This is a genomic window from Halopseudomonas oceani (assembly GCF_963677335.1).
GTDB lineage: Bacteria > Pseudomonadota > Gammaproteobacteria > Pseudomonadales > Pseudomonadaceae > Halopseudomonas > Halopseudomonas oceani.
The window spans coordinates 1,409,386-1,432,583 of the sequence record NZ_OY781932.1; the positions used below are offsets into that span (position 1 = coordinate 1,409,386).

26 protein-coding genes are annotated in these 23,198 nt (G+C 61.2%); 15 read left to right on the forward strand and 11 right to left on the reverse strand.

What is annotated here, in order from left to right:
* Positions 1–16 precede the first annotated feature (16 nt).
* On the reverse strand, positions 17–817 hold the full coding sequence (locus tag ACKPCU_RS06680; protein WP_104736873.1) for a cytochrome C assembly family protein: 801 nt from the start codon (positions 815–817) through the stop codon (positions 17–19).
* Between the two features lie 165 nt (positions 818–982).
* Here ACKPCU_RS06680 and ffh point away from each other — a divergent pair, with 165 nt between their 5' ends.
* From ffh to thrC, 9 genes are all read left to right on the forward strand, one after another.
* The gene (ffh, locus tag ACKPCU_RS06685; RefSeq protein WP_321350850.1) at positions 983–2,383 is read left to right on the forward strand and encodes a signal recognition particle protein; all 1,401 of its coding nucleotides are present in this window, start codon (positions 983–985) and stop codon (positions 2,381–2,383) included.
* A 200-nt stretch (positions 2,384–2,583) separates the two neighbouring features.
* Positions 2,584–2,835, forward strand: coding sequence for a 30S ribosomal protein S16 (gene rpsP / locus ACKPCU_RS06690; protein ID WP_321350851.1), 252 nt, complete (start codon positions 2,584–2,586; stop codon positions 2,833–2,835).
* Between the two features lies 1 nt (position 2,836).
* A complete protein-coding gene (gene rimM / locus ACKPCU_RS06695; protein ID WP_321350853.1) occupies positions 2,837–3,379 on the forward strand; it encodes a ribosome maturation factor RimM in 543 nt (180 codons plus the stop codon).
* Positions 3,380–3,415: 36 nt separating this feature from the next.
* Positions 3,416–4,132 carry a tRNA (guanosine(37)-N1)-methyltransferase TrmD gene (trmD, locus tag ACKPCU_RS06700; protein WP_229744489.1) on the forward strand — a complete coding sequence of 239 codons (717 nt, stop codon included), beginning with the start codon at positions 3,416–3,418 and terminating at the stop codon, positions 4,130–4,132.
* Positions 4,133–4,165: 33 nt separating this feature from the next.
* Positions 4,166–4,513: a 50S ribosomal protein L19 gene (gene rplS, locus ACKPCU_RS06705; RefSeq protein ID WP_104736878.1), complete on the forward strand. Its 348-nt coding sequence runs from the start codon at positions 4,166–4,168 to the stop codon at positions 4,511–4,513.
* 95 nt (positions 4,514–4,608) lie between these two features.
* Positions 4,609–5,529, forward strand: a complete 921-nt coding sequence (xerD, locus tag ACKPCU_RS06710; RefSeq protein ID WP_407651829.1) for a site-specific tyrosine recombinase XerD — start codon at positions 4,609–4,611, stop codon at positions 5,527–5,529.
* A 198-nt stretch (positions 5,530–5,727) separates the two neighbouring features.
* Positions 5,728–6,447, forward strand: coding sequence for a bifunctional protein-disulfide isomerase/oxidoreductase DsbC (gene dsbC, locus ACKPCU_RS06715; RefSeq protein WP_321350856.1), 720 nt, complete (start codon positions 5,728–5,730; stop codon positions 6,445–6,447).
* 71 nt (positions 6,448–6,518) lie between these two features.
* Entirely contained in the window at positions 6,519–7,823 is a 1,305-nt protein-coding gene (locus ACKPCU_RS06720; RefSeq protein WP_321350857.1) for a homoserine dehydrogenase, read from the forward strand.
* A gap of 94 nt (positions 7,824–7,917) precedes the next feature.
* Positions 7,918–9,327 carry a threonine synthase gene (thrC, locus tag ACKPCU_RS06725; RefSeq protein WP_321350858.1) on the forward strand — a complete coding sequence of 470 codons (1,410 nt, stop codon included), beginning with the start codon at positions 7,918–7,920 and terminating at the stop codon, positions 9,325–9,327.
* A 55-nt stretch (positions 9,328–9,382) separates the two neighbouring features.
* On the opposite strand, the gene ACKPCU_RS06730 is transcribed toward thrC, so the two are convergent.
* Positions 9,383–9,811 (reverse strand): organic hydroperoxide resistance protein, encoded by a 429-nt coding sequence (locus tag ACKPCU_RS06730; protein WP_321350860.1) that lies wholly within the window; start codon positions 9,809–9,811, stop codon positions 9,383–9,385.
* A gap of 148 nt (positions 9,812–9,959) precedes the next feature.
* Between ACKPCU_RS06730 and ACKPCU_RS06735 the strand changes: the two genes are divergently transcribed.
* Entirely contained in the window at positions 9,960–10,838 is an 879-nt protein-coding gene (locus tag ACKPCU_RS06735; protein ID WP_321350862.1) for a carboxylate/amino acid/amine transporter, read from the forward strand.
* Positions 10,839–10,844: 6 nt separating this feature from the next.
* Here ACKPCU_RS06735 and ypfJ read toward each other — a convergent pair whose 3' ends face one another.
* The 6 genes from ypfJ to ACKPCU_RS06765 form a co-directional block, all read right to left on the reverse strand.
* The gene (gene ypfJ, locus ACKPCU_RS06740) at positions 10,845–11,744 is read right to left on the reverse strand and encodes a KPN_02809 family neutral zinc metallopeptidase (protein WP_321350865.1); all 900 of its coding nucleotides are present in this window, start codon (positions 11,742–11,744) and stop codon (positions 10,845–10,847) included.
* A gap of 30 nt (positions 11,745–11,774) precedes the next feature.
* Positions 11,775–12,578 (reverse strand): CHAD domain-containing protein, encoded by an 804-nt coding sequence (locus ACKPCU_RS06745; RefSeq protein ID WP_321350866.1) that lies wholly within the window; start codon positions 12,576–12,578, stop codon positions 11,775–11,777.
* A 42-nt stretch (positions 12,579–12,620) separates the two neighbouring features.
* On the reverse strand, positions 12,621–13,436 hold the full coding sequence (locus ACKPCU_RS06750) for a LysR family transcriptional regulator (protein ID WP_321350867.1): 816 nt from the start codon (positions 13,434–13,436) through the stop codon (positions 12,621–12,623).
* Between the two features lie 2 nt (positions 13,437–13,438).
* On the reverse strand, positions 13,439–14,335 hold the full coding sequence (locus ACKPCU_RS06755; RefSeq protein WP_321350869.1) for an MBL fold metallo-hydrolase: 897 nt from the start codon (positions 14,333–14,335) through the stop codon (positions 13,439–13,441).
* A gap of 131 nt (positions 14,336–14,466) precedes the next feature.
* The gene (locus tag ACKPCU_RS06760) at positions 14,467–15,165 is read right to left on the reverse strand and encodes a PspA/IM30 family protein (protein WP_321350870.1); all 699 of its coding nucleotides are present in this window, start codon (positions 15,163–15,165) and stop codon (positions 14,467–14,469) included.
* Between the two features lie 5 nt (positions 15,166–15,170).
* Entirely contained in the window at positions 15,171–15,440 is a 270-nt protein-coding gene (locus ACKPCU_RS06765; RefSeq protein WP_088273300.1) for a YiaA/YiaB family inner membrane protein, read from the reverse strand.
* A gap of 192 nt (positions 15,441–15,632) precedes the next feature.
* Between ACKPCU_RS06765 and ACKPCU_RS06770 the strand changes: the two genes are divergently transcribed.
* Complete coding sequence (locus tag ACKPCU_RS06770; protein WP_104736890.1) at positions 15,633–16,412, forward strand: helix-turn-helix domain-containing protein; 780 nt, start codon at positions 15,633–15,635, stop codon at positions 16,410–16,412.
* Positions 16,409–17,485, forward strand: a complete 1,077-nt coding sequence (locus tag ACKPCU_RS06775) for a mechanosensitive ion channel domain-containing protein (RefSeq protein ID WP_321350873.1) — start codon at positions 16,409–16,411, stop codon at positions 17,483–17,485. Before ACKPCU_RS06770 ends, ACKPCU_RS06775 begins: the two co-directional genes overlap by 4 nt.
* 18 nt (positions 17,486–17,503) lie before the next feature.
* Here ACKPCU_RS06775 and ACKPCU_RS06780 read toward each other — a convergent pair whose 3' ends face one another.
* A complete protein-coding gene (locus ACKPCU_RS06780; protein ID WP_321350875.1) occupies positions 17,504–18,220 on the reverse strand; it encodes a YebC/PmpR family DNA-binding transcriptional regulator in 717 nt (238 codons plus the stop codon).
* 159 nt (positions 18,221–18,379) lie between these two features.
* On the opposite strand from ACKPCU_RS06780, the gene ACKPCU_RS06785 reads away from it, so the two are divergent.
* Positions 18,380–19,042: a YoaK family protein gene (locus ACKPCU_RS06785; RefSeq protein WP_321350877.1), complete on the forward strand. Its 663-nt coding sequence runs from the start codon at positions 18,380–18,382 to the stop codon at positions 19,040–19,042.
* Positions 19,043–19,095: 53 nt separating this feature from the next.
* Here ACKPCU_RS06785 and ACKPCU_RS06790 read toward each other — a convergent pair whose 3' ends face one another.
* Positions 19,096–19,428: a hypothetical protein gene (locus ACKPCU_RS06790; protein ID WP_321350878.1), complete on the reverse strand. Its 333-nt coding sequence runs from the start codon at positions 19,426–19,428 to the stop codon at positions 19,096–19,098.
* 457 nt (positions 19,429–19,885) lie between these two features.
* The gene (locus ACKPCU_RS06795) at positions 19,886–20,308 is read right to left on the reverse strand and encodes a DUF4399 domain-containing protein (RefSeq protein ID WP_321350880.1); all 423 of its coding nucleotides are present in this window, start codon (positions 20,306–20,308) and stop codon (positions 19,886–19,888) included.
* A 276-nt stretch (positions 20,309–20,584) separates the two neighbouring features.
* On the opposite strand from ACKPCU_RS06795, the gene ACKPCU_RS06800 reads away from it, so the two are divergent.
* Complete coding sequence (locus tag ACKPCU_RS06800; protein ID WP_321350882.1) at positions 20,585–22,048, forward strand: NAD-dependent succinate-semialdehyde dehydrogenase; 1,464 nt, start codon at positions 20,585–20,587, stop codon at positions 22,046–22,048.
* Positions 22,049–22,051: 3 nt separating this feature from the next.
* Positions 22,052–23,182 (forward strand): isocitrate/isopropylmalate dehydrogenase family protein, encoded by a 1,131-nt coding sequence (locus ACKPCU_RS06805; protein ID WP_104736897.1) that lies wholly within the window; start codon positions 22,052–22,054, stop codon positions 23,180–23,182.
* Positions 23,183–23,198: the final 16 nt, after the last annotated feature.

Sequence of the window (23,198 nt, forward strand, 5' to 3'; positions counted from 1 at the left end):
GCGGGTCGTAGAAGGGTCAGGCGGCCAGCAGCAGCTCGCGCACCAGCTTGCTGCCGAAGTAGGCCAGCATCAGCAGTAGAAAGCCCGCGAGCGTCCAGCGGATCGCATTGCTGCCACGCCAGCCGCGGAAGTGCCGGCCCCACAGCAGAATGCCGAACACGACCCAGGCCAAGCACGAGAGGAGGGTCTTGTGGGCCAGATGCTGAGCGAACATGTTCTCAAGAAACACGAAGCCCGAGACCAATGCCAGGGTCAATAGGATCTCGCCACACAGCAGGAACTGGAACAGCAGCTGTTCCATGGTCTGCAATGGCGGGAAGGTACGAATAAAGCGGGTCGGATGCTTGTGCTTGAGCTGGTAGTCCTGGACCGCCAGCAGGGTCGCCTGGAAAGCGGCAATGGTGAAGATGCCGTAGGCCAGCACAGACAGCAGAATGTGCACCAGCAGGCCGTCCTGATCGGTTGGCAGGGTGGTGCCCTGTTCGGGGAAGAAGCCCGCTAGCAGACCGGTGATCAAGGCCATTGGATAGAGCCCCAGCAGCAGGCTGGTAACCGGCGCACGGAAGCTCGATATCAGCGTGACTGCCACTACCAGCCAGGAAATCAGCGAGCCGATATTGAACAGGCCCAGGGCAAAGCCCTGTGGTGTAGTGAGCTGAATATACAGGCTGACGGCGTGGGCCAGCAGGGCGACCAGCCCGATGGCGCGTAACAGGCTGGCGCTGACGGCCAGGCGTTTGCCGAGGCAGTGCATCTGATAGAGGATGCCGCTGAGGTAAAAACCGGCGGCCAACAGGCTGGGGGCGAGGGCTGTCATACGTCCTTGCGAGCGATTATCAACAAAGCCGCAGTGTGGCATAAGCCGCGTCCGGGTGAAAGCGTCTGCCGGTGTTCCCTATCCTGTGTCGGGTGCGCGGGGTATACTGCGCGGCTGAAAATGCGGCCGGGCTGCCCACCAAGGCCCGCCCTGGGAGAATGCATCATGTTTGAGAATCTTACCGAGCGCCTGTCGCACAGCCTGCGTGGTGTGACCGGTCAGGCCAAGCTGACTGAAGACAATATCAAGGACACCCTGCGTGAAGTGCGCATGGCGCTGCTGGAGGCCGATGTCGCGCTGCCGGTGGTCAAGACCTTTGTTGATCAGGTGCGTGAACGCGCGGTCGGCACCGAAGTGTCGCGCAGCCTGTCGCCGGGCCAGGTCTTCGTCAAGATCGTCAAGTCCGAGCTGGAAGCGGTCATGGGGCAGTCCGAGGGGCTGAACCTGGCTGTCAGTCCACCGGCGGTGATCCTGATGGCCGGCCTGCAGGGTGCGGGTAAGACCACCAGCGTGGCCAAACTAGCCAAGACGTTGCGTGAGCGCGAGAAGAAGAAGGTTATGGTGGTCAGCGCCGACGTTTATCGTCCGGCGGCGATCAAGCAGCTCGAAACGCTGGCCGCCGATGTGCAGGTCGAGTTCTTCCCGTCCTCCGCTGATCAGCAGCCGGTCGCCATCGTCGAGGCGGCGATGCGTGAGGCGAAGAACCGCTTCATGGACGTGCTGATTGTTGATACCGCTGGCCGTCTGCACGTCGACGACGAAATGATGGCCGAGATCAAGCAGGTGCACGCGGCAGCCAAGCCAGCGGAAACCCTGTTTGTAGTCGACGCCATGACCGGTCAGGACGCCGCCAACACCGCACAGGCCTTCAACGAGGCGCTGCCGCTGACCGGTGTGATCCTGACCAAGGTCGACGGTGATGCCCGTGGCGGTGCCGCGCTGTCGGTACGCCATATCACTGGCAAGCCGATCAAGTTCCTCGGTATGGGCGAGAAGATCGACGCGCTGGAAGTCTTCCACCCTGACCGCGTTGCCTCGCGCATTCTGGGCATGGGCGACGTGCTCAGCCTGATCGAGCAGGCTGAGCAGAAGATCGACAAGGACAAGGCCGAGAAACTGGCCAAGAAGCTGAAGAAAGGCAAAGGCTTCGATCTCGAGGACTTCCGTGATCAATTGCAGCAGATGAACGCCATGGGCGGTCTTGGCTCGATGATGGAAAAGCTGCCGATGATGGGTGGCAAGATTAACGCCGCCCAGATGGAAACCGCACAGACCGAAGCGGCCAAGCAGTTCAAACGTATGGAAGCGATCATCAATTCGATGACGCCGGCCGAGCGCCGCAATCCTGACGTTATCAGCGGTTCGCGCAAGCGCCGCATCGCAGCAGGCTCCGGCACCCAAATTCAGGACATCGGGCGCCTGCTCAAGCAGCACAAGCAGATGCAGAAGATGATGAAGAAGGTCACCGGCAAGGGCGGTATGGCCAAGCTCATGCGCGGTATGGGGGGCATGGGCGGTGGCGGAGGTGGCATGCTGCCTCCGGGTGGCGGTATGCCGCGGTTCTGAGGACTGCCCTGACCGCCGTTTTGTGGCGCTGGGGCATGCAGCTGACCGGTGGTGCCGGTTGCTGCTGAAAAAAGAGTTTTCATTGGTCGGGATATTCCGTAGAATACGCGACCTTTCGGGCTATAGGTGCATGCGTTGTTAGCTGCGGGCCCGCAAACGATTTTAAGTAGCGATACTCAAACACAGGAAACGATGTCGACATGGTAACCATTCGTCTTGCTCGTGGTGGCTCCAAGAAGCGCCCCTTCTATCATCTGACCGTTGCCAACAGCCGCAACGCTCGCGATGGCCGTTTTGTTGAGCGTGTAGGCTTCTTCAACCCGGTAGCCACTGGTGCTGAAGTGCGTCTGTCCGTGAACGAAGAGCGCGTCCAGTACTGGCTGAGCCAGGGTGCACAGCCCTCTGATCGCGTTGCAGCTCTGCTGAAGGAAGCTGGTCAGGCTGCTGCCTGATATGGCCAATACTCCTGAGCCGGCCGGGGCCCAACGGGTTGTACTCGGCAAGATTGTTTCGGTTCATGGGGTGCGTGGGGCGGTAAAGGTTTATTCCCATACCGACCCGCTGGACAACGTGCTTGATTATGCGGAGTGGTCCCTGAATCGGGGCACCGAGCAACGCACAGTGTCTGTCCTCGGTGGTCGCGTCCAAGGGCGCGTGCTGGTGGTCAACCTCAAGGGGGTTGATGATCGCAACAAAGCCGAGGAGCTGGTCAATTTCGAGATCAGTATTGCGGCTGACGCACTGCCTGAGCTCGAAGATGGCGATTTTTACTGGCATCAACTGGAAGGCCTTCAGGTTATCAACCAGGAAGGGCAGCTGTTCGGGAAGGTGGATCACCTGCTCGAAACCGGCTCCAACGATGTCATGGTGGTCAAGCCCTGCGAGGGCAGTATTGATCAGCGTGAGCGTCTGTTGCCTTATTTGCCGGGCCAGTTTGTAGTCAAGGTCGATCTGGAGACGAAAGTCATACTGGTCGACTGGGATGCGGAGTTCTGACCGGTGTGGGCCGGTGTCATTACCCTGTTTCCTGAGATGTTTGCGGCGCTGACCGAGTCCGGTGTTACCGGCAGGGCGGTCAAGCGAGGGCAGCTGAAAGTCGCTTTCAGTAACCCGCGCGAACACGCACATGACCGTCATCGCACGGTGGATGATCGCCCTTTCGGCGGTGGTCCCGGCATGCTGATGAAGGTTGAGCCGCTGCTGGAGGCAATTGAAGCCATCCGTCAGCAGGCTCCCTCCACCCCGCGGGTGATTTACCTGTCTCCGCAGGGGCAGCCTCTGACGCAGAAACGCGTCGAACAGCTGGCGCAGCTGGACAGCCTTGTGCTGTTATGCGGGCGCTACGAGGGCATCGACGAGCGCATCATCGATCGCTGCGTAGATGAGGAAATCTCCATTGGCGACTATGTGTTGTCCGGTGGCGAACTGGGAGCGATGGTGCTCCTGGACGCGGTGACTCGTTTGATTCCCGGTGTACTGGGGCATGCGGATTCTGCGGCAGAAGATTCCTTTTCGGCGGGATGGCTCGATTGCCCACATTACACCCGACCGGAAGAATTTGATGGGCAACGCGTACCGGACGTGTTGCTCAGCGGTAATCATGAACTGATCCGGCGCTGGCGTCTCAAGCAGTCTTTGGGTCGAACCTGGCAACGTCGGCCAGAGTTGCTCGAAGAGCTGGAATTGAGCAAAGAACAGCAACAGCTGCTGGCGGAATATATCCGTGAGCAGGAAACCGATAACCATTGAAACAGGTCCGACGGCCTGTGCAGGAGAAGCAAGATGTCCAATATTATTGCCCAGCTTGAAGCTGAACAGATGTCCAAGGAAATCCCCGCGTTTGCACCGGGTGATACCGTTATCGTCCAGGTCAAGGTTAAGGAAGGTGAGCGCTCACGTCTGCAGGCCTTCGAAGGCGTGGTTATCGGTAAGCGTAACCGTGGTCTGAACTCGGCTTTCACCGTTCGCAAGATCTCCAGCGGTGTTGGTGTTGAGCGTACTTTCCAGACTTTCTCGCCGCTGATCGACAGCATCACTGTCAAGCGTCGCGGTGACGTTCGCAAGGCCAAGCTGTACTACCTGCGTGCTCTGTCCGGTAAGGCTGCTCGCATCAAGGAAAAGCTGTCCTGATCGGACAACTGACCCACAAAAAAGCAGCCTGAGGGCTGCTTTTTTGTGCCTGAGTGTTTTTAATCGACGGGTCGCCGCCCACTTGAGTCAAATCCATGCCTGATGTTGCGCCAATGCCGGTCAGTGACGCGGATCAGCAGCTGATCGATCAGTTCCTTGATAGCCTTTGGCTGGAAAAGGGCTTATCGAAGCACACTTGCAGTGCCTATCGCACCGACCTGCGGACGCTGGCCGGTTGGCTGGGGCAGCGCCGCACTGGCTTGCTTCAGGTGTCGCGTGCTGATCTGATGGCGCACCTGGGTTGGCGGCTGAGCGCGGGTTATCAGGCGCGCTCCAGCGCGCGTCTGCTGTCCTGTGTGCGCAGTTTCTATCGCTACCTGCTGCGCCAGCAGTTGATTGCCGAAGATCCGACCCGTGACGTGGCCATGCCCAAGATTGGTCGGCCGCTGCCGAAGGCGTTGAGTGAGGTTGATGTTGAGCGGCTGCTCGCGGCACCGGACAGCGAAGACAGCCTCGGCATGCGTGACCGCTGCATGCTGGAAGTTCTGTACGCCACCGGGCTACGCGTCAGTGAGCTGGTCGGGCTGCGGCTGGATCAGCTGAATTTGCGTCAGGGTGTGGTGCGGGTAACCGGCAAGGGCAGCAAGGAGCGGCTGGTTCCGTTGGGGGAGGAGGCGATGCTCTGGCTGGAGCAGTATCTGCATTCTGCTCGCGTCGCGTTGCTGGCTGGCAAGCCGAGTGATGTGCTGTTTCCCAGTCGGCTGGGGCGGATGATGACGCGGCAAACCTTTTGGCACCGCATCAAGTTGCATGCGCAGACGGCAGGTATCCGCAGCGGGCTGTCGCCGCATACCTTGCGCCACGCTTTTGCGACGCATCTGCTCAATCACGGGGCTGACCTGCGGGTGGTGCAGATGCTGCTGGGGCACAGTGATCTTTCTACCACGCAGATCTACACCCATATCGCGCGGCAGCGCTTGCATGATCTGCACGCGCAGCACCATCCACGAGGGTGAACCCCGTGGTGCGGAGTACTCCGTCGGACGAGTGCTCAAGCCCGCATCTGGCTGCGTTTCCCGCCGGCCAATAGGGCCGTTATTGGTTGTGCACTGCGCTTTATTTTCGCAGTCTCGATCGTTTGCAGAGCGCGTGTGGAATTGGTCAGTGCTTCCTTTATTCATGTTAAGCTTGACGGTCTTCAAAAGGAGTGGACTATGCGACTGAAAATCGGCCTGGCCGCCATACTGGCTCTGGCAGCGACACAAGTCATGGCGAACCCCGATCAGGCGATCCGGGACGCTCTGAAGACGATGAATTTTGATGTGCCGGTCAAGGTCGTGAGCGAGTCTCCCGTGGCGGGCCTGTACACTGTTGAACTGGAAAGTGGCCGCGTTCTTTATGCCAGTGCAGACGGCAAGTATTTCGTCCAGGGCTCGATGATTGAGGTCAATGACGGCCGGCCGCGAAACCTCACGTCCATCGCCGAGGCGCGTAACATCGGTGCGGTGATCAACGGCTTGCCGCAGCAAGAACTGATCGTGTTTGCGCCCGAGCAACCGAAGACCCATATCACGGTGTTCACTGACGTGGACTGTGGCTACTGCCGCAAGCTGCACAATGAAGTGCAGCAGTTGAACGACTTAGGTATCGAAGTGCGCTACGCTGCGTTCCCGCGCGGTGGTATGCAGTCCCGTGCAGCCAGCATCATGCAGTCAGTCTGGTGCGCAGATGACCGCAAGGCCGCGTTGACCGCAGCCAAGCAAGACGATGCAATTGCGCCGGCCAGCTGTGATAACCCGGTTGCGCGTCAGTACGAACTGGGTCAGCAGGTAGGCGTGCAGGGTACGCCGGCCATTTTTATGGCCAACGGGGTGTTGATCCCCGGTTATCAGCCAGCCGCTCAACTAGCGGCTATCGCGCTGGAAAATCAGTAATAACCGCGCTGGCGAGCACCTCTCCAGCGCGTTTTCATGTAATCGACTAACAACCAGGTAGGGACCAAAGTTTGAAACCGGTCAAAGTAGGTATTTGTGGATTGGGCACCGTCGGCGGTGGCACCTTCAATGTTCTGCAGCGCAACGCGACGGAAATTGCCCGGCGTGCTGGGCGTGGCATTGAGGTCGCCCAGATTGCAACCCGGCACCCGAACCCGGCCTGCAGCCTGGGTATGACACCGGTAACCGACGACGTCTTCGAACTGGTCAATAACCCCGGGATCGACATCATTGTCGAACTGATCGGCGGTTACACGCTGGCCAAGGATGTGGTGCTCAAGGCGATCGAAAATGGCAAGCACGTGGTCACCGCCAACAAGGCGCTGATTGCCGTGCACGGCAACGAGATCTTCGCTGCTGCCAGCGCCAAGGGCGTGATGGTTGCGTTCGAGGCCTCGGTCGCCGGTGGTATTCCGATCATCAAGGCGCTGCGTGAAGGTCTGGCGGCCAATCGCATCGACTGGGTCGCCGGCATCATCAACGGCACCGGCAACTTCATCCTGACTGAAATGCGTGACAAGGGCCGGACGTTTGAAGACGTGCTCACTGAAGCGCAGGCGCTGGGTTATGCCGAGGCTGATCCGACCTTCGACGTGGAAGGTATTGATGCGGCGCACAAGCTGACCATTCTGGCGTCTATTGCCTTCGGTATTCCGCTGCAGTTCGACAAGGCCTACACCGAAGGGATCACCAAGCTGACCACCGCTGACGTGAACTACGCCGAAGCGCTGGGTTACCGCATCAAGCACCTGGGTGTGGCGCGCCGCACCGAGCAGGGCGTTGAGCTGCGTGTGCACCCGACCCTGATCCCGGCCGACCGTCTGATCGCCAACGTCAACGGTGTGATGAACGCGGTGATGGTTAACGGCGACGCTGTTGGCTCCACGCTCTACTACGGTGCCGGTGCTGGTGCCGAACCGACGGCTTCCGCCGTTGTTGCCGACATCATCGACGTGGTCCGCACCCTGACCACCGACCCGACCAACCGCGTTCCGCACCTGGCGTTCCAGGCTGATGCGCTGTCGGATCTGCCGGTGCTGCCGGTTGACGAGGTCGAAACCGCCTACTACCTGCGCCTGCACGCGCAGGACCGCCCGGGCGTGCTTGCCAAGGTCGCGACCATCCTGTCCGAGCGTGGCATCAACATCGAATCGATCATGCAGAAGGACGTGGAAGAGCAGGACGGCCTGGTGCCGATGATTCTGCTGACTCACCGCGTGCGCGAGCAGAACATGAACGACGCGATTGCCGCGCTGGAGTCGCTTGAAGATATCGCCGGTCCGCTGATGCGGATCCGCGTGGAACAACTGGACTAATTCAGCGGCAGGCGACAAGCGACAAGCGGCAAGTAACCCCGGTACTTGCCGCTTGTCGTCTGCGGCTTGCAGCTCAAACCGAAGGTTTGCCGATATGCGTTATATCAGTACCCGTGGCCAGGCTCCGGCCCTCAATTTCGAAGACGTGCTGCTGGCCGGTCTGGCCTCTGACGGCGGTCTGTACGTACCCGAGAACCTGCCGCGTTTTACCCAGGAGCAGATTGCGTCTTGGGCCGGCCTGCCGTACCACGAGCTAGCGTTCAACGTTATGCGTCCGTTCGTTAGTGGCAGCATTCCGGATGCCGATTTCAAACAGATTCTGCAGGACACCTACGGCGTCTTTGAGCACAAGGCCGTTGTACCGCTGCGTCAGCTGGACAGCAACGAGTGGGTGATGGAGCTGTTCCACGGCCCGACCCTGGCGTTCAAGGACTTTGCCCTGCAGCTGCTGGGCCGTTTGCTCGACTACTTCCTGGTCAAGCGCGGCGAGCGTGTGGTGATTATGGGCGCTACCTCTGGTGATACCGGTTCGGCCGCCATTGAGGGTTGCAAAGCCTGCGAGAACGTCGACATCTTCATCATGCACCCGCACAACCGGGTGTCCGAGGTGCAGCGTCGCCAGATGACCAGCATCCTTGGCGAGAACATCCACAACATCGCCATCGAAGGCAACTTCGACGACTGTCAGGAGATGGTCAAGGCCAGTTTCGCCGACCAGGGCTTCCTCAAGGGTACTCGTCTGGTCGCGGTCAACTCGATCAACTGGGCGCGCATCATGGCGCAGATCGTCTACTACTTCCACGCAGCCCTGCAGCTCGGTGGCCCGGCGCGCTCCATGGCGTTCTCGGTACCGACCGGCAACTTCGGCGACATCTTCGCTGGTTACCTGGCGCGCAATATGGGCCTGCCGATCAGCCAACTGATCGTTGCCACTAACCGCAACGACATCCTGCACCGCTTCATGAGCGGCAATCACTACGACAAGGACACCCTGCACCCGTCGCTGTCGCCGTCGATGGACATCATGGTGTCGTCCAACTTCGAACGCCTGCTGTTCGATCTGCACGGTCGTAACGGTGCGCTGGTGGCCAAGCTGATGGACGACTTCAAGGTCAGCGGCAAGCTGTCGGTCGAAGATGATCGCTGGACTGAGGCGCGCAAGTTGTTCGACTCGCTGGCAGTTGACGACGAAGGCACCTGTGCAACCATCGCCGAGGTATTCGAGCAGTGCGGCGAAGTGCTGGACCCGCACACTGCCATTGGCGTACGTGCAGCCCGTGAATGTCGTCGCTCGCTGTCGACGCCGATGATCACCCTTGGGACTGCGCACCCGGTCAAGTTCCCGGATGCGGTCCGTCAGGCTGGCGTTGGCGAAGCATTGCACCTACCGGCGCATCTGAGCGATCTGTTCGAGCGCGAAGAGCGTATGACCGTGCTGCCGAACAGCCTGGCAGACGTGCAGGCCTTTGTTGCCGCGCATGGCAATCGCGGCAAGCCACTCTAAGCGAAGCGGCTGACACAACAACGGCGCCCTTGGGCGCCGTTGTTGTTTGTGCGTCTTACTCGACCCGGGTCAGGGTCACATCAATATTGCCGCGGGTGGCGTTGGAGTACGGGCAGACTCGGTGGGCGCGCTCGATCAGTTGTTCGGCCTGCTCTGCAGGCATGCCCGGCAGGCTGACGCGCAGTTCCACTTCGATGCCGAAGCCCTGCGGAATCTGACCAATACCCACCACGCCCTCAACCGAGGCATCGGCTGGCATCGGCAACTTGTCGCGCCCGGCGACAAACTTCATCGCACCAATGAAACAGGCCGAGTAGCCCGCGGCAAACAACTGCTCGGGGTTGGTGCCCTGGCCACCTGCGCCGCCCAGTTCTTTTGGCGTGGTCAGTTCGATATCCAGTACCCCGTCTGATGAAACGGCGCGACCGTCCCGGCCGCCGGTGGCCTCTGCGTAGGCGCGATAGACAACGTTCTCGATGGTCATGATTGCTCTCCTGTCTAAATTTAAGTTGTACACAATCTATGTGTTGACTATGGTCGCAATTTAAGTTGTGTGCAATTTATTTTGCAATTCAGGCGACGAGCGGTGGCCGGGTTATACTCGCTGCCCTGATTCTTGTGGCGGAGTTCGAATGCCTTATCTTGTTGCGGTAACCCTGCTGTGGGCGGTGTCGTTCAGCCTGATTGGCGAGTATCTGGCGGGTCAGGTCGACAGCTATTTCGCCGTGCTGACGCGGGCCATGCTGGCTGGGTTGCTGTTCCTGCCGCTGTTGCGAGTGCGCCTGCTGCCCCGCCCGGTGGTACCGGGCTTGCTGGTGGTTGGCGCGTTGCAGTTTGGGGTCACCTACATCTGTCTGTATCAATCCTTCGAGTACATATCGGTACCCGAGGTGCTGCTGTTTACCATCTTTACTCCGTTACATGTGGCGGTCATTGATGACTTACTGAACCGGCGCTTCAGTCTGGGCCCGCTGGTCGCCGCGGCGATTGCGGTGGTCGGTGCCGGGATCATGCGTTACGACGGCCTCAGTGACAGCTTTATTCGCGGTTTTCTGATTCTGCAGTTGGCCAACTTCACCTTTGCGGCCGGGCAGGTGGGGTACGCCCATCTGGCTCGGCATTATGAATTGACCTCGACGCAGCAATGGCAGGGCTTTGGGTTGTTTTTCATCGGTGCATTGATGGTGATGCTGCCAGCCTGGTTGCTGCTGGGTAATCCGGAACGCCTGCCGCATACCGCGCTGCAATGGTCGGTGCTGGTCTGGTTGGGGCTGGTAGCGTCCGGGCTCGGCTTTCTGTTCTGGAATCGCGGTGCCGCGCAAGTGGACGCCGGCACCCTCGGCATTATGAACAATGCGCTGGTGCCGGCGGGTTTGCTGGTCAATCTGCTAATCTGGAATCACGATGCCGATCTGCTGCGGCTCGCGGCTGGTTCCGTGGTGATCGGGCTATCGCTTTGGGTCAACGCCCGCTGGCCGCGCTGGTTCGGCGCACGGCCAGCACAGCCCTGACGGCGGTCAGAGCGGCCCGGCGAAGGTGTCGCAGGCGGTGATGTCGCCGCTGTCGAAGCCGCGTTTGAACCATTTCACCCGCTGCGCCGAGGTGCCGTGGGTGAAGCTGTCCGGTACCACATCCTGGCCGGCCTGGCGCTGCAGGCGGTCATCGCCGATGGCGCTGGCGGCAGTCAGGGCTTCGTCCAGATCATCCGGGTCCAGCAGCTGGCGTTCGCGGTTGGCGGCGTGGCCCCAGAGGCCGGCAAAGCAATCGGCCTGCAGTTCCTGACGGACTGACAGCGCATTCACCTCGGCCTGGCTGCGGCCGGCGCCCGCCTGGCGCACCTTTTGGCTGATGCCCAGCAGAGTTTGCACGTGGTGGCCCACTTCATGGGCGATGACGTAGGCCTGGGCGAAGTCGCCGGGGGCACCAAGCTGCTGTTTCATGTCATTGAAGAACGCCAGATCCAGATAGACCTGCTGATCGCCCGGGCAGTAGAACGGGCCAACGGCCGAGCTGGCGCTGCCGCAGGCGGACTGCACACGGTTGGAAAACAGCACTAGTTTGGGCTCCTGATACTGCCGACCGATGCTCTGGAATACCTGATGCCAGGTGGTCTCAGTATCGGCCAGCACCACGCTGACGAATTCGGTCAGTTCCTGCTCAGCCGGGGAGAGCGGACGTTGGCTTTGTTGGGTAACGGTTTGGCCGCCGCCAAGCAGCAAGGGCAGCAGGTCGATGCCGAGCATCTTGCCGCCGATGATGGCTACCGCGCCAATGGCGAGAACCCAGCGGCCGCCGCGGGTTCCGATCAGCATGGGAATTAAACGCAGCAGCAGTGCGCCGCCAGCACCGGCGCTTGAAATGCTGTCGCCTCTGCGGTCTTCGATATTGCTGCTTCGCCGTCTGCCGCGCCAATCCATCATTGTCTCCTCGAATAACTGCCTCTCGGATCAGCAGCGAAATCCGCCCCGACCGAATGTCCGTATGAACAGCCGAATGATACGGCGTTTGCAGTGGTGTTTGCGCTGTTCCAGTCGAGCGGCCAGCGCTGCGCTGTCTGGCGAAGCGGGCAAGCGCTGGAGTTGGGCTTGCAGGTTGCACAGGTCTTGCAGCTCGCCAAGTCGTTCACCCAGTCGCGCCAACCGTTTCATCTGGCGATCGGCCGGCAGACGCGCATCGTGCAGTTGTTCGTGCTGATACAGCGCATATTTGGTCCATTTTCGACAGCGGTGATAGAGCGCATCCTGATCGCTATTGCAGGCGCGTCGAGCAAGTTTGCGTGCCTGTTTGAAGGTGCGCTGCAGGCCAACATGCCAATGGTCGACTGTGCCGCTGGCCGAATGGGGCCAGTTAGCGAGGACGGCGGCGAAGGCGGCAATCAGATGCTCGCTGTCGGCGCTGCTCGGCGCACGGGTATGTGATGCCTGCATTAGCCGGCTATTGAGTGTGGGGCTCAGCGGTGTGTCCAGGCTGCTGGCGAGCTGCTTGATCAGTTGCTGCTGTACGTGCAGATCGCGGCTGCCGGCCAGCGTTTTGGCGATCTGTCTGAGCTGCTGGTCCAACTGGCGCAACCGTTGGTGCCCTGCATACGGACGGTACAGCTGCAGTAGTGCCCTTAAGCGCTTGCAGCAGACGCGTAACTGATGAATGGCGTCGGCATCCGGTGCCGTCCCGTTGACGATAGGCAGCAGGGCGCAACGCACGTGGTGACGGGCGGCTTGATAAAGTGGGTCGGCATCGGGTGTCAGTGGCATCAGCCGAGTGTAGGCCAGCTGCGCAGGGGCGAAAAGAGGGGGCTAACCGAATGCGGCGATGATGCTGTCTGCCAGTTCAGCCCGACAGGCCAGTCCCAACTGGCGATGACGCAGCGTCTCGGGTACCAGTCCGCGCAGGGAGTGGCTGTCGATGGCCGGGCTCAGCAGGTCGATGTCGTCGCTGACCGCCATAACGGTTGCCCCCTGGCGGTGCTGCACCAGGCTCAGGGCCAGGTCTTCGGTATCCACCTGCATGCTGGCGTGGTCGGCCACTTCGGGTAGGCGCTCTAGGAAAGCTCTGCGCAGTTCGCAGTCGAGCCGGTCGATCCACGGGTATTGGGTAGCCTGTTCCAGCTCAAGTGGCTGATTGAGGGACCAGCCGCGTGGCAGCAGCAGGCGGTACTCTTGTTCCAGCAGCGCGATAAAGTGATAGCCGGCCGGCACCTGCCGTTCACTCAGCAGCCAGAGGTCTGCGCTTTGAGCGGGTTGGCTGCGTACCTGCAGGCGATAATCCGTGAGCCTGCCTGCGGTCAGCTGCAGTAGGTAGCCGCTGTCGCGACTGGCCAGGCTGGAGTCGATACCGACCGACAGGGTGGGGCGCTCGACGCGCTTGAAGCGTTGCTCCATTTCGCCGGCGCTGCCAAGCAGGCGCGCGGCCTCCTGATAGAAGGCCTCACCCTCGGGCGTGAGCGTCACGCCTCTCTTGCTACGGCTGAACAGCCGCAGGGCAAATTCATGCTCGAGCTGGGCTACGGCGTTGGAAATTGACGGCTGGGCGACATGGCAGCGCTCGGCCGCCGCGGTCAGGCTGCCAGCTTCGGCGGCGGCGCAGAAGTAGCGCAGGCTGCGCAGATCCATCGTTATTCCTCGAAGGTTGGAAACTGGGCCAGGCCAGCCGCGACGAACTCGTCGTGGGCCGGAATGATCAGCAGCTCCGGGTCACGTAGATGCAGCTCATGTACGCGCTTGAGCTGCTGGCTGTTGCGTTCGCGGTCGCTGTCGACGTGGGATAGCCATTGCACGAATACCGGCCGTGGCTTGTTCTGTTCAACGCCTCGTTCGGTCCAGCTGGTATCGCCGATCAGAAACAGGCGCTGGCCGGAGGGCAGATTGACGAACAGCCCGGCCTGGCCGGCGGTATGGCCGCTCAGATCGACCAGAATCAGCTGACCGTCGCCAAACAGGTCGAGGCTGCGTTCAAAGCCCTGATAGGGCGTGTTGTTCAGTTCGATCTGTTGCCACTCGCGTTCGCCCTCCAGTTGCTCGGCCAAAAAGGCTGGCGGCTCGCCATGGTCGCGGGCTTCCTCCAGTGCGCCGGGCAGCACTTTGACTGGAATGCCGGGGAAGTCCGGCAGCCCGCCGAGGTGATCCCAGTGCAGGTGGCTGGGCAAAATGAAGTCGATATCGTTGGCGCTGTAGCCGGCCGCTTCCAGCTGGTCGCGCGCCGGGTTCAGCTGCTCGTAGGCCAGTAGCGTGCGGTTTATCCAGTTGTTGCGGGCAAAGGCCTCGGCGGTCTGGCGGCCCAGCCCGGTGTCGAACAGAAAGCGGCCTTTGGGGTGTTCGATCAGCACCGCGGCATGCACCAGATGGCGCTCGGTGGTCCAGCGCCCGCCACTGACGACCATGGCCTCGGCGGCGCCGCTGGACACGGCGGTGGGTATCAGCGAAAGGCGCAGGTGTTCGACAGCCGGGGCGGCAAACAGCAGGCTGCTGCAAGCGAGCAAAATGGGGGCTACAAGAGGGGAAAAGCGCTTCATGGGATGGCTCCGATTGGGTGAGAACCCACTGTGGCATCCGCTGAAGAATAGATTAAATATTCTTTATTGTTAGTTAAGGAATAAAAAAGCTATGGAAGGGCGACGGGTGTCGCCCTTCCTGATAGTGCTGCCTATTCGCTAGCGCTGGCGTTGCCCCGCAGTCTGGCGAGCACGCTGTTGGCATCGGTCTTGCCGGTGGCAATGCCGGCGCGCTGCAGGCGCTGGTCAAGTGCACTGCCGTCGTCCTCGTCCTGCAATTGCTGGAGGGCGGCGCCGAGATCGCTGGCGTTGTCCTGACGTTGACGAATGCGCTCCAGAGAACTGGCCAGATCGCCCATGTGGGCTTGTAGGCCACGGGTCTGCTGACCGAGATTGCCCAGCAGGCGCTCGGCGCTGCGGTTGGCCCGTGCCAGCTGTAGTTCGCGGCGATACTGCTGGTGCATCTGCGCCGCGCGGCGCAGTTGTTCGCGCAGACTGGTTTCCTGCCGCTGCAGCTGCTCGGCCTGCTGGCGCTGTTGCTGCAACTGGTTCTCTTGCGCGGCGATCCACTCGGCCAGCTCGTAGGCCAGCCCGGCTTCATCTCGCTCCAGTGCCTGCCGCGCCTGTTCTTCGCGCTGGGCTAGGTCGGTGCTGAGCTGCTCGTTGCTGCGCTGCAGCTGCTTGATGGTGGCCATCAGCCCAGCCAGCTCGCGCTTGGCCAGCAGCATGGCGTGCTCGGTGTCGCGCAGTTCCTGCTCCATGATGCGCAGGGCGTTGGCGTCTACCAGCTGTTCAAGCGGTTCATGGGCGCTGGCGCGGAACAGGGTGCCTACTTTTCTCCAGAGTGTCATGACGGTTACTCCGTATATTCTTTCAGCAGTTGTTGGGCGCGGGCTTCGGACAGGCGGTTGTGAATGCGCTTGCCTTCGTGTTCATCCCGCATGGTTTTCGACAGGGTGATGGTGGTGCTGACCAGAAACAGCGCACAGACCGACATGTAGCCCTTGACCAGCAGGTCGGTGGGGGCGAATACCACGCCCGCGCCAGTTGCCAGCAGGGCGATCGCGAACGACGCCTTGACGAAGAAAATCCAGCCTGAGGAGTTACTGTTGATCTCGGTATCCATGGTGTTGCCTCCAGAACGTGGGGTGCGCAGGGGTTGTGGCTGCGTCTGGAGCGGACTGTGCACGGGTGCACTCGGCGATGCCAGCGCGACCGAAAAGGTTGCGCAGAAGGGCGCTTAAGGTATTACATGGCGATACTTTCTGGCGGCTCGAACCGCCTTCACCGCATTAATTGTTTGTAAAGGTATTGTCATATGGCGCAGACCGCAGCGATTGTCGCGGCATTGAAAGGCGCGCTGAAAGAGCGTGGAATCACCTATCAACAGGTTGCCGAGGCGCTTGAATTGTCGGAGGCGAGCGTCAAGCGGTTGTTCTCTGAGCGGCAGTTTTCGCTGCAGCGGCTGGATCAGATCTGTGCGCTGTTGGGGCTGGAGATCACCGATCTGGTCCGCCGGCTGGATCAGGCCCAGCGCATCGATGCGCTGACTGCCGAGCAGGAGCAGGAACTGGTGGGCGATGACCGCCTCCTGCTGGTGGCGATCTGCGCTCTGAATCGCTGGAGTCTGGCGCAGATGCTGGATACCTATCAGCTCAGTGAGGTGGAAGCGGTGGGCCGCCTGGCGCGGCTGGATCGCATGGGGCTGATTGAACTGCTGCCGGGCAACCGTATCAAGCCGCTGATCAGTCATGATTTTCGCTGGCAGCAGGGCGGGCCGATTCAGCGCTTCTTCGAGCAGCAGGTGCAGAGCGATTTCTTCCAGTGTCACTTCAATCGCCCTGGCGAGCTGCGACTGTTCCTCAGCGGGATGCTGTCGCCGCAATCCACCGAGCAGATGCACCAGAAACTGCAGCGTCTGGCCCAGGCGTTTCGGCATAGCCATCAGGAAGACCTGGTACTGCCGCTGGAGCAGCGTTTTGGCGTCAGTATGATCATGGCGATTCGGCCCTGGGAGGTGGCGGCGTTTCAACAGCTGCGCCGCCCCGAAGCGGCCAAGTACTACCCTGGACACAAACGAACGGGAGAGGCGGTATGAACTTGCTGACAGATATTGTGGCAGCGGCTCTGGCGTCCATACCGCTGCTGCTGACGCTCGGGCTGGTGACGCTGGTGCTGGCGCTTGCGCACTTTCTGTTGATTCGGCGCAATCGCGATCTGGGCAACGAGCGGCTATTTTCACGCCAGCTGATCATGCTGGCGCTGACCCTGGTTGGTCTGGTTGCGGTTATTCTCGCCTTGCCGGTCAGCGAGGGCGCCCGCAATCAGATCATCGCGCTGCTGGGGTTGCTGATCTCCGGTGTCTTTGCCTTCTCGTCTTCCAATATCTTTGCCAACCTTGCAGCGGGTGTGCTGATGCGCATGACCAGGCCCTTTGTGCTGGGTGACTTTATCTCCGTGGGTGAGCACTTTGGACGGGTGGCTGAGCGGGGGTTGTTTGATACCGAGATTCAGTCTGAAAGTGGCGAGCTGATTGCGTTGCCTAACAGCTATCTGACCAGTCGGCCTATTGCCACTTTGCGCAGCGACGGCGCGCTGGTGTCGGCAGAGCTGTCGCTTGGATACGACACCCATCACGCTGATATCGAGCCACTGCTGCTCGCCGCAGCCAAGTCCAGTGGCCTGCAGGATGCTTTTGTACAGCTGCTGGAGTTAGGCAACTTTGCCATCGGCTACCGGGTATCCGGGGTGCTGCCCGAAGCGCGCGGCCTGATTACGGCGCGCTCCAACCTGTACAAGGCGATTCTCGATGGCTTGCACGACGCGGGCATCGAGATCATGTCACCCACCATCATGAATCAACGCCCGGTGCCTGCTGAGCAGGTGTTTATTCCGGCGGGTGGCGGGCATCGTCAGCGCCTTGCGCAGGCCGCTGAAGCCGAAGCAGTGCTGTTTGATAAGGCCGAGCTGGCGCAGCAATTGGCCGAGCGCAAGGCGCAACTGTCCGAACAGGCGCGTGCGCTGGAAGAGGAGGCCAAAGGCGCTGATGGTGAACGCAAGGCGGCGATCAAGGCGCAGCTGGAGCGTATGCGCGAGCAGCGGCGAGAGCTTGATGCGATGACGGAGTCGGGTAGCGAAGCGGCTGGGGCAGGGCAGGCAGGGCGCTCCTGAGGAGCGCCCGTAGCGGTGTCAGAACTCGGCGTTGTGGAAGATGTTCTGCACGTCGTCGAGGTCGTTCAGCATGTCGGTGAACTTCTCGAACATTGCAACATCATCGCCGCTGATTTCGGTGGTGGTCTGCGGCACGAACTGGATCAGGTCAGCCTCGAAGTCGAGTTCACCGAAGGTATCGATCAGCGCCTGTTTGGCCTTGAAGTATTCGGTGTGCGGGGCGAACACGGTGATCACGCCATCTTCGTTCTCGATGTCGGTGACGTCAACGTCGGCCATCATCAGCGCTTCCAGCGTGCCTTCCTCATCTTCGCCCTTGAACGCCAGGATCGCGCAGTGATCGAACATGTGGCTGACGCTGCCTTCGGTGCCGATCTTGCTCTTGGTCTTGGTGAAGCAGTTGCGCACGTCGGCGAAGGTGCGGTTCGGGTTGTCGGTCAGGCAGTCGACGATGACCATGCAGTTGCCGGGGCCGAAGCCTTCATAACGTGCCTTTGCGAAGTCCTCGCCACCGCCGCCCTTGGCCTTGTCGATCGCCTTGTCGATAACGTGGCCGGGGACCTGGTCCTTCTTGGCGCGATCAATCAGACCACGCAGCGCCAGGTTACCATCGGGGTCGACGCCGCCGGACTTGGCGGTAACGTAGATCTCCCGCGCGTACTTGCTGTAGAGCTTGGTTTTGGCGTCGGCCGTTTTGGCCATGGATTCCTTGCGGTTCTGATAAGCGCGACCCATGTGCGAGTGTCCTGTCGAAATTTCGAAAAACAGCGATTCTACTCGCAGTTGGCGACGGATATCCACGCTTGCGGTGTCCTCTGCTGACGAACTGAAGCGCTGCCGGGCCAACAGGGCTTATCGGGCGTATGATGGGCTTTTTGCCGGAGGAGGGGGAGCGTGATTTCCAGATTGCCATCCTGGATTGAGGCGGGTGCCTTTGCCCTTGCGTTGATGGCCGGCGTGGTCAACGCGGTCGGCCTGCTGGGCTTCAGCCATCAGGCGGTGTCGCACCTGACCGGCACCTCGACGCTGCTCGGGGTTGGTCTGACCCACCTGCAGTCTGCCGAAGTGCTGCATCTGTTGCTGGTGTTGCTCAGTTTTGTGTTGGGGGCGGCGTTCAGCGGGTTGTTTATCGGCAGCAGTGCGCTGGAGCATGGCCGTCGCTATGGCGTTGCGCTGCTGGTGGAAGCGCTGTTGCTGGTGCTGGCGATGTTCGCTCTGCAGGGCAACAGTCTGGCTGGGCACTATCTGGCGTCGGCCGCTTGTGGGCTGCAGAACGCGATGGTTACTACCTACAGTGGAGCCATCATTCGCACCACCCACGTCTCAGGTATCTTCACTGATCTGGGCGTTATGCTGGGCGCGCGCCTGCGTGGGGTGCCTATGGATCGGCGCAAGGCAACCCTGTTTCTGCTGTTGATTGGCGGTTTTATTCTGGGCGGTACGATCGGCGCGCTGGGCTTTGGCCAGTGGCAGTTCAGGGCGCTGTTGCTGCCGGCGGGGATGGCTGTGGTGCTGGCGCTGGTGTATCAGCTCTGGGTGGTGCGCCGCGCGGACTAGCTGGGCTGCGGCGACAGCCTGCGGGGGCGGCTAAGCCCCCCCGCAGCAGGATCTCAGTCCATATCATCCAGAGTGAATACGACGTCGTGACGGGCAACGTCCAGATCCCAGATGGTGTAGGTGTCACCGTCTTCATCCTTGGCGCGGATGTCAAAGATCGAGGACTTGGCGTTGCGCAGGTTGACACGCACGGTGCGTCCGTTGGGCAAAATGTCGTCGTCCAGCACATCCTCTTCCCAGGAATCGGACTTGGCATGACTGACGTACAGATAATAAATGTCATAACCGGTGTTGTTGGTCACCTCGACGTAGCCGTCGAAGCCAGCGGAGGCAGGGCCACTGAACAGAAACAGGACGGCAAACAGTGCTAAGGCTTTCTTGATCATTTTTCTCTCCCTGGGTGCGCCTTTCTGGTAGGCGCAAAAGCTGATCGGTCAAACCGAACAAAAAGATATGGCTAACGGCCACGCGGCGTTCGGGCCTACCGTCGCGCTGGTAGATCCGGGCGGCCTGTCCGAATGGATCGCCAGCGCATGGCCGGCCGATTAGAAGCATATCGCCATATGCCGGGATGGCAAGTACCTAAAACAGGGTATTGTTCCGGTGGGCTGTCGGGCCACTCCGGTGCAATTCGAGCGCCTGTCTCAGTCGGCCAACCGTTTGGCCTATCCGCAGGCCTGCTGGTGCAGCCAGCGTAGGGCCGCTGCGTCGGCGGCCAGCAGCTGCTTGTGCGCTGGCTCCAATTGGTCCGGTCCTAGCTCGAGGCAGCATTAGCCAGAGGCGCTGCAGTTCCCTGGACAGCGCTCGCCCTGACTGATTGGCAGGCAGTCAGGGCGGGGGATATTACTCGACGGTGATGGTGATGCGCTCGGAGGCGACCGAGGGTGACAGGGGAACGTGATTGTGGTCGCCGACAACCAGTTGCAGGGTGTGCTTGCCCGTCGGCAGGTCGAGGCTGGTCTGGGTCTGGCCGCCGCCGAAGTGACGATGATGATCGTCGGCTGGAATCGGCTGACCGGCCGGCGGCAGTTGATCGGTGTCTATCAGCAGATGGTGGTGGCCGGTTGCGGCGCGCTCGACGCCAGCAGGGGCAACGCCCATGCCACTGAGCCCGAACTGCACTGTGACCGGTGAGCTGACGGTAGCGCCGTCAGTCGGCGAGATGAAGTAGACGCTGGCACCCTCGGGCGCGGCAGTCTCAGCCATGGTCAGAGTGGCGGCACTGGCGAGCAGCAAGCCGGCGAGCGTGGTGAATATCCGTTGCATGTGTTGCCTCCTCAAGTTGGGGGTCAGGCAGAGTGCGGAAAATACACCCTGCAACTCACTCTAGACTGCCCGGCGCGGTCACGGTTCCTCAACTGCCGGAAGTTTGCTTCTCGCCTCGATCCTACCTACCCTGTGAAGAAACACGTTCCTGCCGGGAAGTCTTCAATATGGCTTTGCCGGTGCTTCTGCGCAGCCTGCTGCGTATCGGTTTTATTCAGTCAGCCAAGCGTCTCTGCGCTTGGCTTCATATTTTGCGGAATCCCTACAGGAGGCCACATGTCTGCTCTGTCCCGTCTCACCGAATCCCGTCTGTTTCGCCAGCAATGTCTGGTGGGCGGCCAATGGATTGATGCCAGTGATGGCTCGACGATTGAGGTGGATAATCCGGCCAGTGGCGAAATTATTGGCAACGTACCCAGCCTGAGCGAGGCGCAGCTCACCGAGTGTATCGCCCAGGCCGACCAGGCCTTTGCCGAGTGGCGCAAGACCACCGCGCTGGAACGTGCTGACCTGTTGATGCGCTGGTACGACCTGATGCTCAAGCACCGCGAGGATATTGCCAGCCTGATGACGCTGGAGCAGGGCAAGCCGCTGGTGGAGTCCCGTGGTGAGGTGGACTACGCGGCGTCCTTCATTCGCTGGTTTGCCGAGGAAGCACGCCGTGTTTACGGCGAGACCATTCCCGGTGCCAAGCCCGGGCAGCATATTGTGGTGACCCGTCAGCCGATTGGGGTGACTGCAGCCATCACGCCCTGGAATTTCCCGGCGGCAATGATTACCCGTAAGGCCGGTGCCGCGCTGGCAGCAGGCTGTCCGATGATCGTCAAACCGGCCAGTGCCACGCCGTTCACCGCGTTGGCGCTCGGTGTGCTGGCGGAGGAAGCGGGCATTCCGGCGGGCGTGTTTAACGTGGTGACCGGCAAGGCGTCGATGATCAGTGAGGTGCTGACCGGCAGCGAGACGGTGCGCAAGCTGAGTTTTACCGGCTCGACCAGTGTCGGTAGTCAACTCATGGCGCAGTGTGCCGAGCACGTCCAGAAGGTGTCACTGGAGCTGGGTGGCAATGCGCCCTTTATCGTGTTTGACGATGCCGATCTGGATCGTGCGGTCGAGGGCGCCATGGTCTGCAAGTTCCGCAACACCGGCCAGACCTGCGTCTGCGCCAACCGTTTTCTGGTGCAGAGTGGCATTCACGACCAGTTTGTCGAGAAGCTCGCCGAGGCGATGGGCAAGCTCAAGTTGGGCGACGGCTTTGAGGAAGGCGTGACCCAGTCCGCGTTGATCAACCGGGCCGCGGTGAAAAAGGTACAGGAACACTTTGACGATGCATTGGCCAAAGGCGCTAAGCATGTCGCCGGCGCCTCACCCGGCGAGGCCAAAGGCAACTACGTTGAGCCCGTTCTGGTGACCGGCGTGACCCCGGACATGCAGGTCTGCGCCGATGAAACCTTCGGCCCGCTGGCCGCGGTCATCCGTTTCGATACCGAGGAGCAGGCCATCGCGCTGGCCAACGATACGCCCTACGGGTTGGCTGCCTATTTTTATAGCACCAACATCCATCGCGTCTGGCGTGTTGCCGATGCGCTGGAGGCCGGCATTATCGGCATCAACGAAGGCGCGGTGTCCAACGCGGCGGCACCCTTTGGTGGCGTCAAGGCCAGTGGGCTGGGCCGTGAGGGCTCGCGGCACGGGCTGGATGAGTACACCGAGATCAAATACCTGTGCATGGGCGGGGCCTGACAGATGACCGAGCCAAGGCGCATCGCCCTGATGCCCGGCGATGGCATCGGCCCGGAGGTAATGGCGGCCGCTGCCGAGGTGCTTGCCGCGCTTGATCGCCAGACCCCGCTCGGTCTGACCTGGGACTGGCTGGACTGGCCGTCGACCGACTGGCACCGCCAGCACGGCGAGATGATGCCCGCCGATGCCCTGACCCGGGTGCAAGCCTATGACGCGCTGCTGATGGGCGCATTGGGCGATCCGGGGCCGCTGACTGATGCCGAACGCTACTGCCTGCCCGACAGCGTCTCGCTGGCACCGCTGCTGCAGTTTCGCAAGGGGCTGGACCTGTGGGCCTGCGAGCGGCCGGCGCGCTTGTTGCCGGGCGCACCGCAGTATCTGGCTGACCCCCGCGCCGCTGAGGTCGATATGCTGGTGATTCGCGAAAACAGTGAAGGCGAGTACGTCAATCAGGGCGGCCGGCTGCACCGCGGCAGCGTCGATGAGGTGGCGACCCAGCTGGAAGTGTTTACCCGCCGGGCAACCGAGCGGCTGATTCGTCATGGCTTTGCCCGTGCCCGTGAGCGGTTGGCTGCACGGGGGCAGGGCAGTCGCGACTTCCACTGCGCGAATAAGGGACGGGCGGCGGCGCAGGTGTGCCTGATCACCAAGCGCAACGCCCAGCCGTATTGGGGTGATCTGTATACCGAGGTGTTTGCCGAGGTTGCCGCCGAGTTCCCCGAGATAGGCGTGCACCACGAGCTGGTCGACGCCGCCTGCATGAAGTTCGTGCAGTGCCCGTGGACCTTCGATGTGGTCGTGGCGAGCAACTTGCATGGAGACATTCTGACGGATCTGGCCGCCGTGCTGTCGGGCGGACTGGGGCTGGCGCCGTCGTGCAATATCAATCCGGACAGCCGGGCGATGCCCGCGCTGTTCGAACCCACACATGGCAGCGCGCCGGATATCGCCGGCCAGGGGCTCGCAAACCCTGCTGCCATGCTGCTCACCACAGCACTGATGCTGGATTGGGTGGGCTGCGCACAGGCTGCTGAACGGCTGCGTCTGGCGGTTGCCAAGGATCTGGTGACCACCGCAGGCCAACAGCGAACCTGTCGGGATGTGACCGCCGGCGTGATTGCCGCGCTGCACTGATCCCGCTCGCGTGTCA

What these genes read in the sequence shown, in the direction of transcription:
- ACKPCU_RS06800 (WP_321350882.1), top strand. Translation starts at nt 20,585, where the DNA reads ATGTCTGCTCTGTCCCGTCTCACCGAATCCCGTCTGTTTCGCCAGCAA.
- ACKPCU_RS06755 (WP_321350869.1), bottom strand. Translation starts at nt 14,335, where the DNA reads ATGAAGCGCTTTTCCCCTCTTGTAGCCCCCATTTTGCTCGCTTGCAGC.
- trmD (WP_229744489.1), top strand. Translation starts at nt 3,416, where the DNA reads ATGTTTGCGGCGCTGACCGAGTCCGGTGTTACCGGCAGGGCGGTCAAG.
- ACKPCU_RS06780 (WP_321350875.1), bottom strand. Translation starts at nt 18,220, where the DNA reads ATGGGTCGCGCTTATCAGAACCGCAAGGAATCCATGGCCAAAACGGCC.
- ACKPCU_RS06775 (WP_321350873.1), top strand. Translation starts at nt 16,409, where the DNA reads ATGAACTTGCTGACAGATATTGTGGCAGCGGCTCTGGCGTCCATACCG.
- rplS (WP_104736878.1), top strand. Translation starts at nt 4,166, where the DNA reads ATGTCCAATATTATTGCCCAGCTTGAAGCTGAACAGATGTCCAAGGAA.
- thrC (WP_321350858.1), top strand. Translation starts at nt 7,918, where the DNA reads ATGCGTTATATCAGTACCCGTGGCCAGGCTCCGGCCCTCAATTTCGAA.
- ypfJ (WP_321350865.1), bottom strand. Translation starts at nt 11,744, where the DNA reads ATGGATTGGCGCGGCAGACGGCGAAGCAGCAATATCGAAGACCGCAGA.
- ACKPCU_RS06765 (WP_088273300.1), bottom strand. Translation starts at nt 15,440, where the DNA reads ATGGATACCGAGATCAACAGTAACTCCTCAGGCTGGATTTTCTTCGTC.
- ACKPCU_RS06750 (WP_321350867.1), bottom strand. Translation starts at nt 13,436, where the DNA reads ATGGATCTGCGCAGCCTGCGCTACTTCTGCGCCGCCGCCGAAGCTGGC.
- rimM (WP_321350853.1), top strand. Translation starts at nt 2,837, where the DNA reads ATGGCCAATACTCCTGAGCCGGCCGGGGCCCAACGGGTTGTACTCGGC.
- dsbC (WP_321350856.1), top strand. Translation starts at nt 5,728, where the DNA reads ATGCGACTGAAAATCGGCCTGGCCGCCATACTGGCTCTGGCAGCGACA.
- ACKPCU_RS06760 (WP_321350870.1), bottom strand. Translation starts at nt 15,165, where the DNA reads ATGACACTCTGGAGAAAAGTAGGCACCCTGTTCCGCGCCAGCGCCCAT.
- ffh (WP_321350850.1), top strand. Translation starts at nt 983, where the DNA reads ATGTTTGAGAATCTTACCGAGCGCCTGTCGCACAGCCTGCGTGGTGTG.
- xerD (WP_407651829.1), top strand. Translation starts at nt 4,609, where the DNA reads ATGCCTGATGTTGCGCCAATGCCGGTCAGTGACGCGGATCAGCAGCTG.
- ACKPCU_RS06730 (WP_321350860.1), bottom strand. Translation starts at nt 9,811, where the DNA reads ATGACCATCGAGAACGTTGTCTATCGCGCCTACGCAGAGGCCACCGGC.
- ACKPCU_RS06795 (WP_321350880.1), bottom strand. Translation starts at nt 20,308, where the DNA reads ATGCAACGGATATTCACCACGCTCGCCGGCTTGCTGCTCGCCAGTGCC.
- ACKPCU_RS06770 (WP_104736890.1), top strand. Translation starts at nt 15,633, where the DNA reads ATGGCGCAGACCGCAGCGATTGTCGCGGCATTGAAAGGCGCGCTGAAA.
- ACKPCU_RS06805 (WP_104736897.1), top strand. Translation starts at nt 22,052, where the DNA reads ATGACCGAGCCAAGGCGCATCGCCCTGATGCCCGGCGATGGCATCGGC.
- ACKPCU_RS06745 (WP_321350866.1), bottom strand. Translation starts at nt 12,578, where the DNA reads ATGCCACTGACACCCGATGCCGACCCACTTTATCAAGCCGCCCGTCAC.
- rpsP (WP_321350851.1), top strand. Translation starts at nt 2,584, where the DNA reads ATGGTAACCATTCGTCTTGCTCGTGGTGGCTCCAAGAAGCGCCCCTTC.
- ACKPCU_RS06790 (WP_321350878.1), bottom strand. Translation starts at nt 19,428, where the DNA reads ATGATCAAGAAAGCCTTAGCACTGTTTGCCGTCCTGTTTCTGTTCAGT.
- ACKPCU_RS06680 (WP_104736873.1), bottom strand. Translation starts at nt 817, where the DNA reads ATGACAGCCCTCGCCCCCAGCCTGTTGGCCGCCGGTTTTTACCTCAGC.
- ACKPCU_RS06735 (WP_321350862.1), top strand. Translation starts at nt 9,960, where the DNA reads ATGCCTTATCTTGTTGCGGTAACCCTGCTGTGGGCGGTGTCGTTCAGC.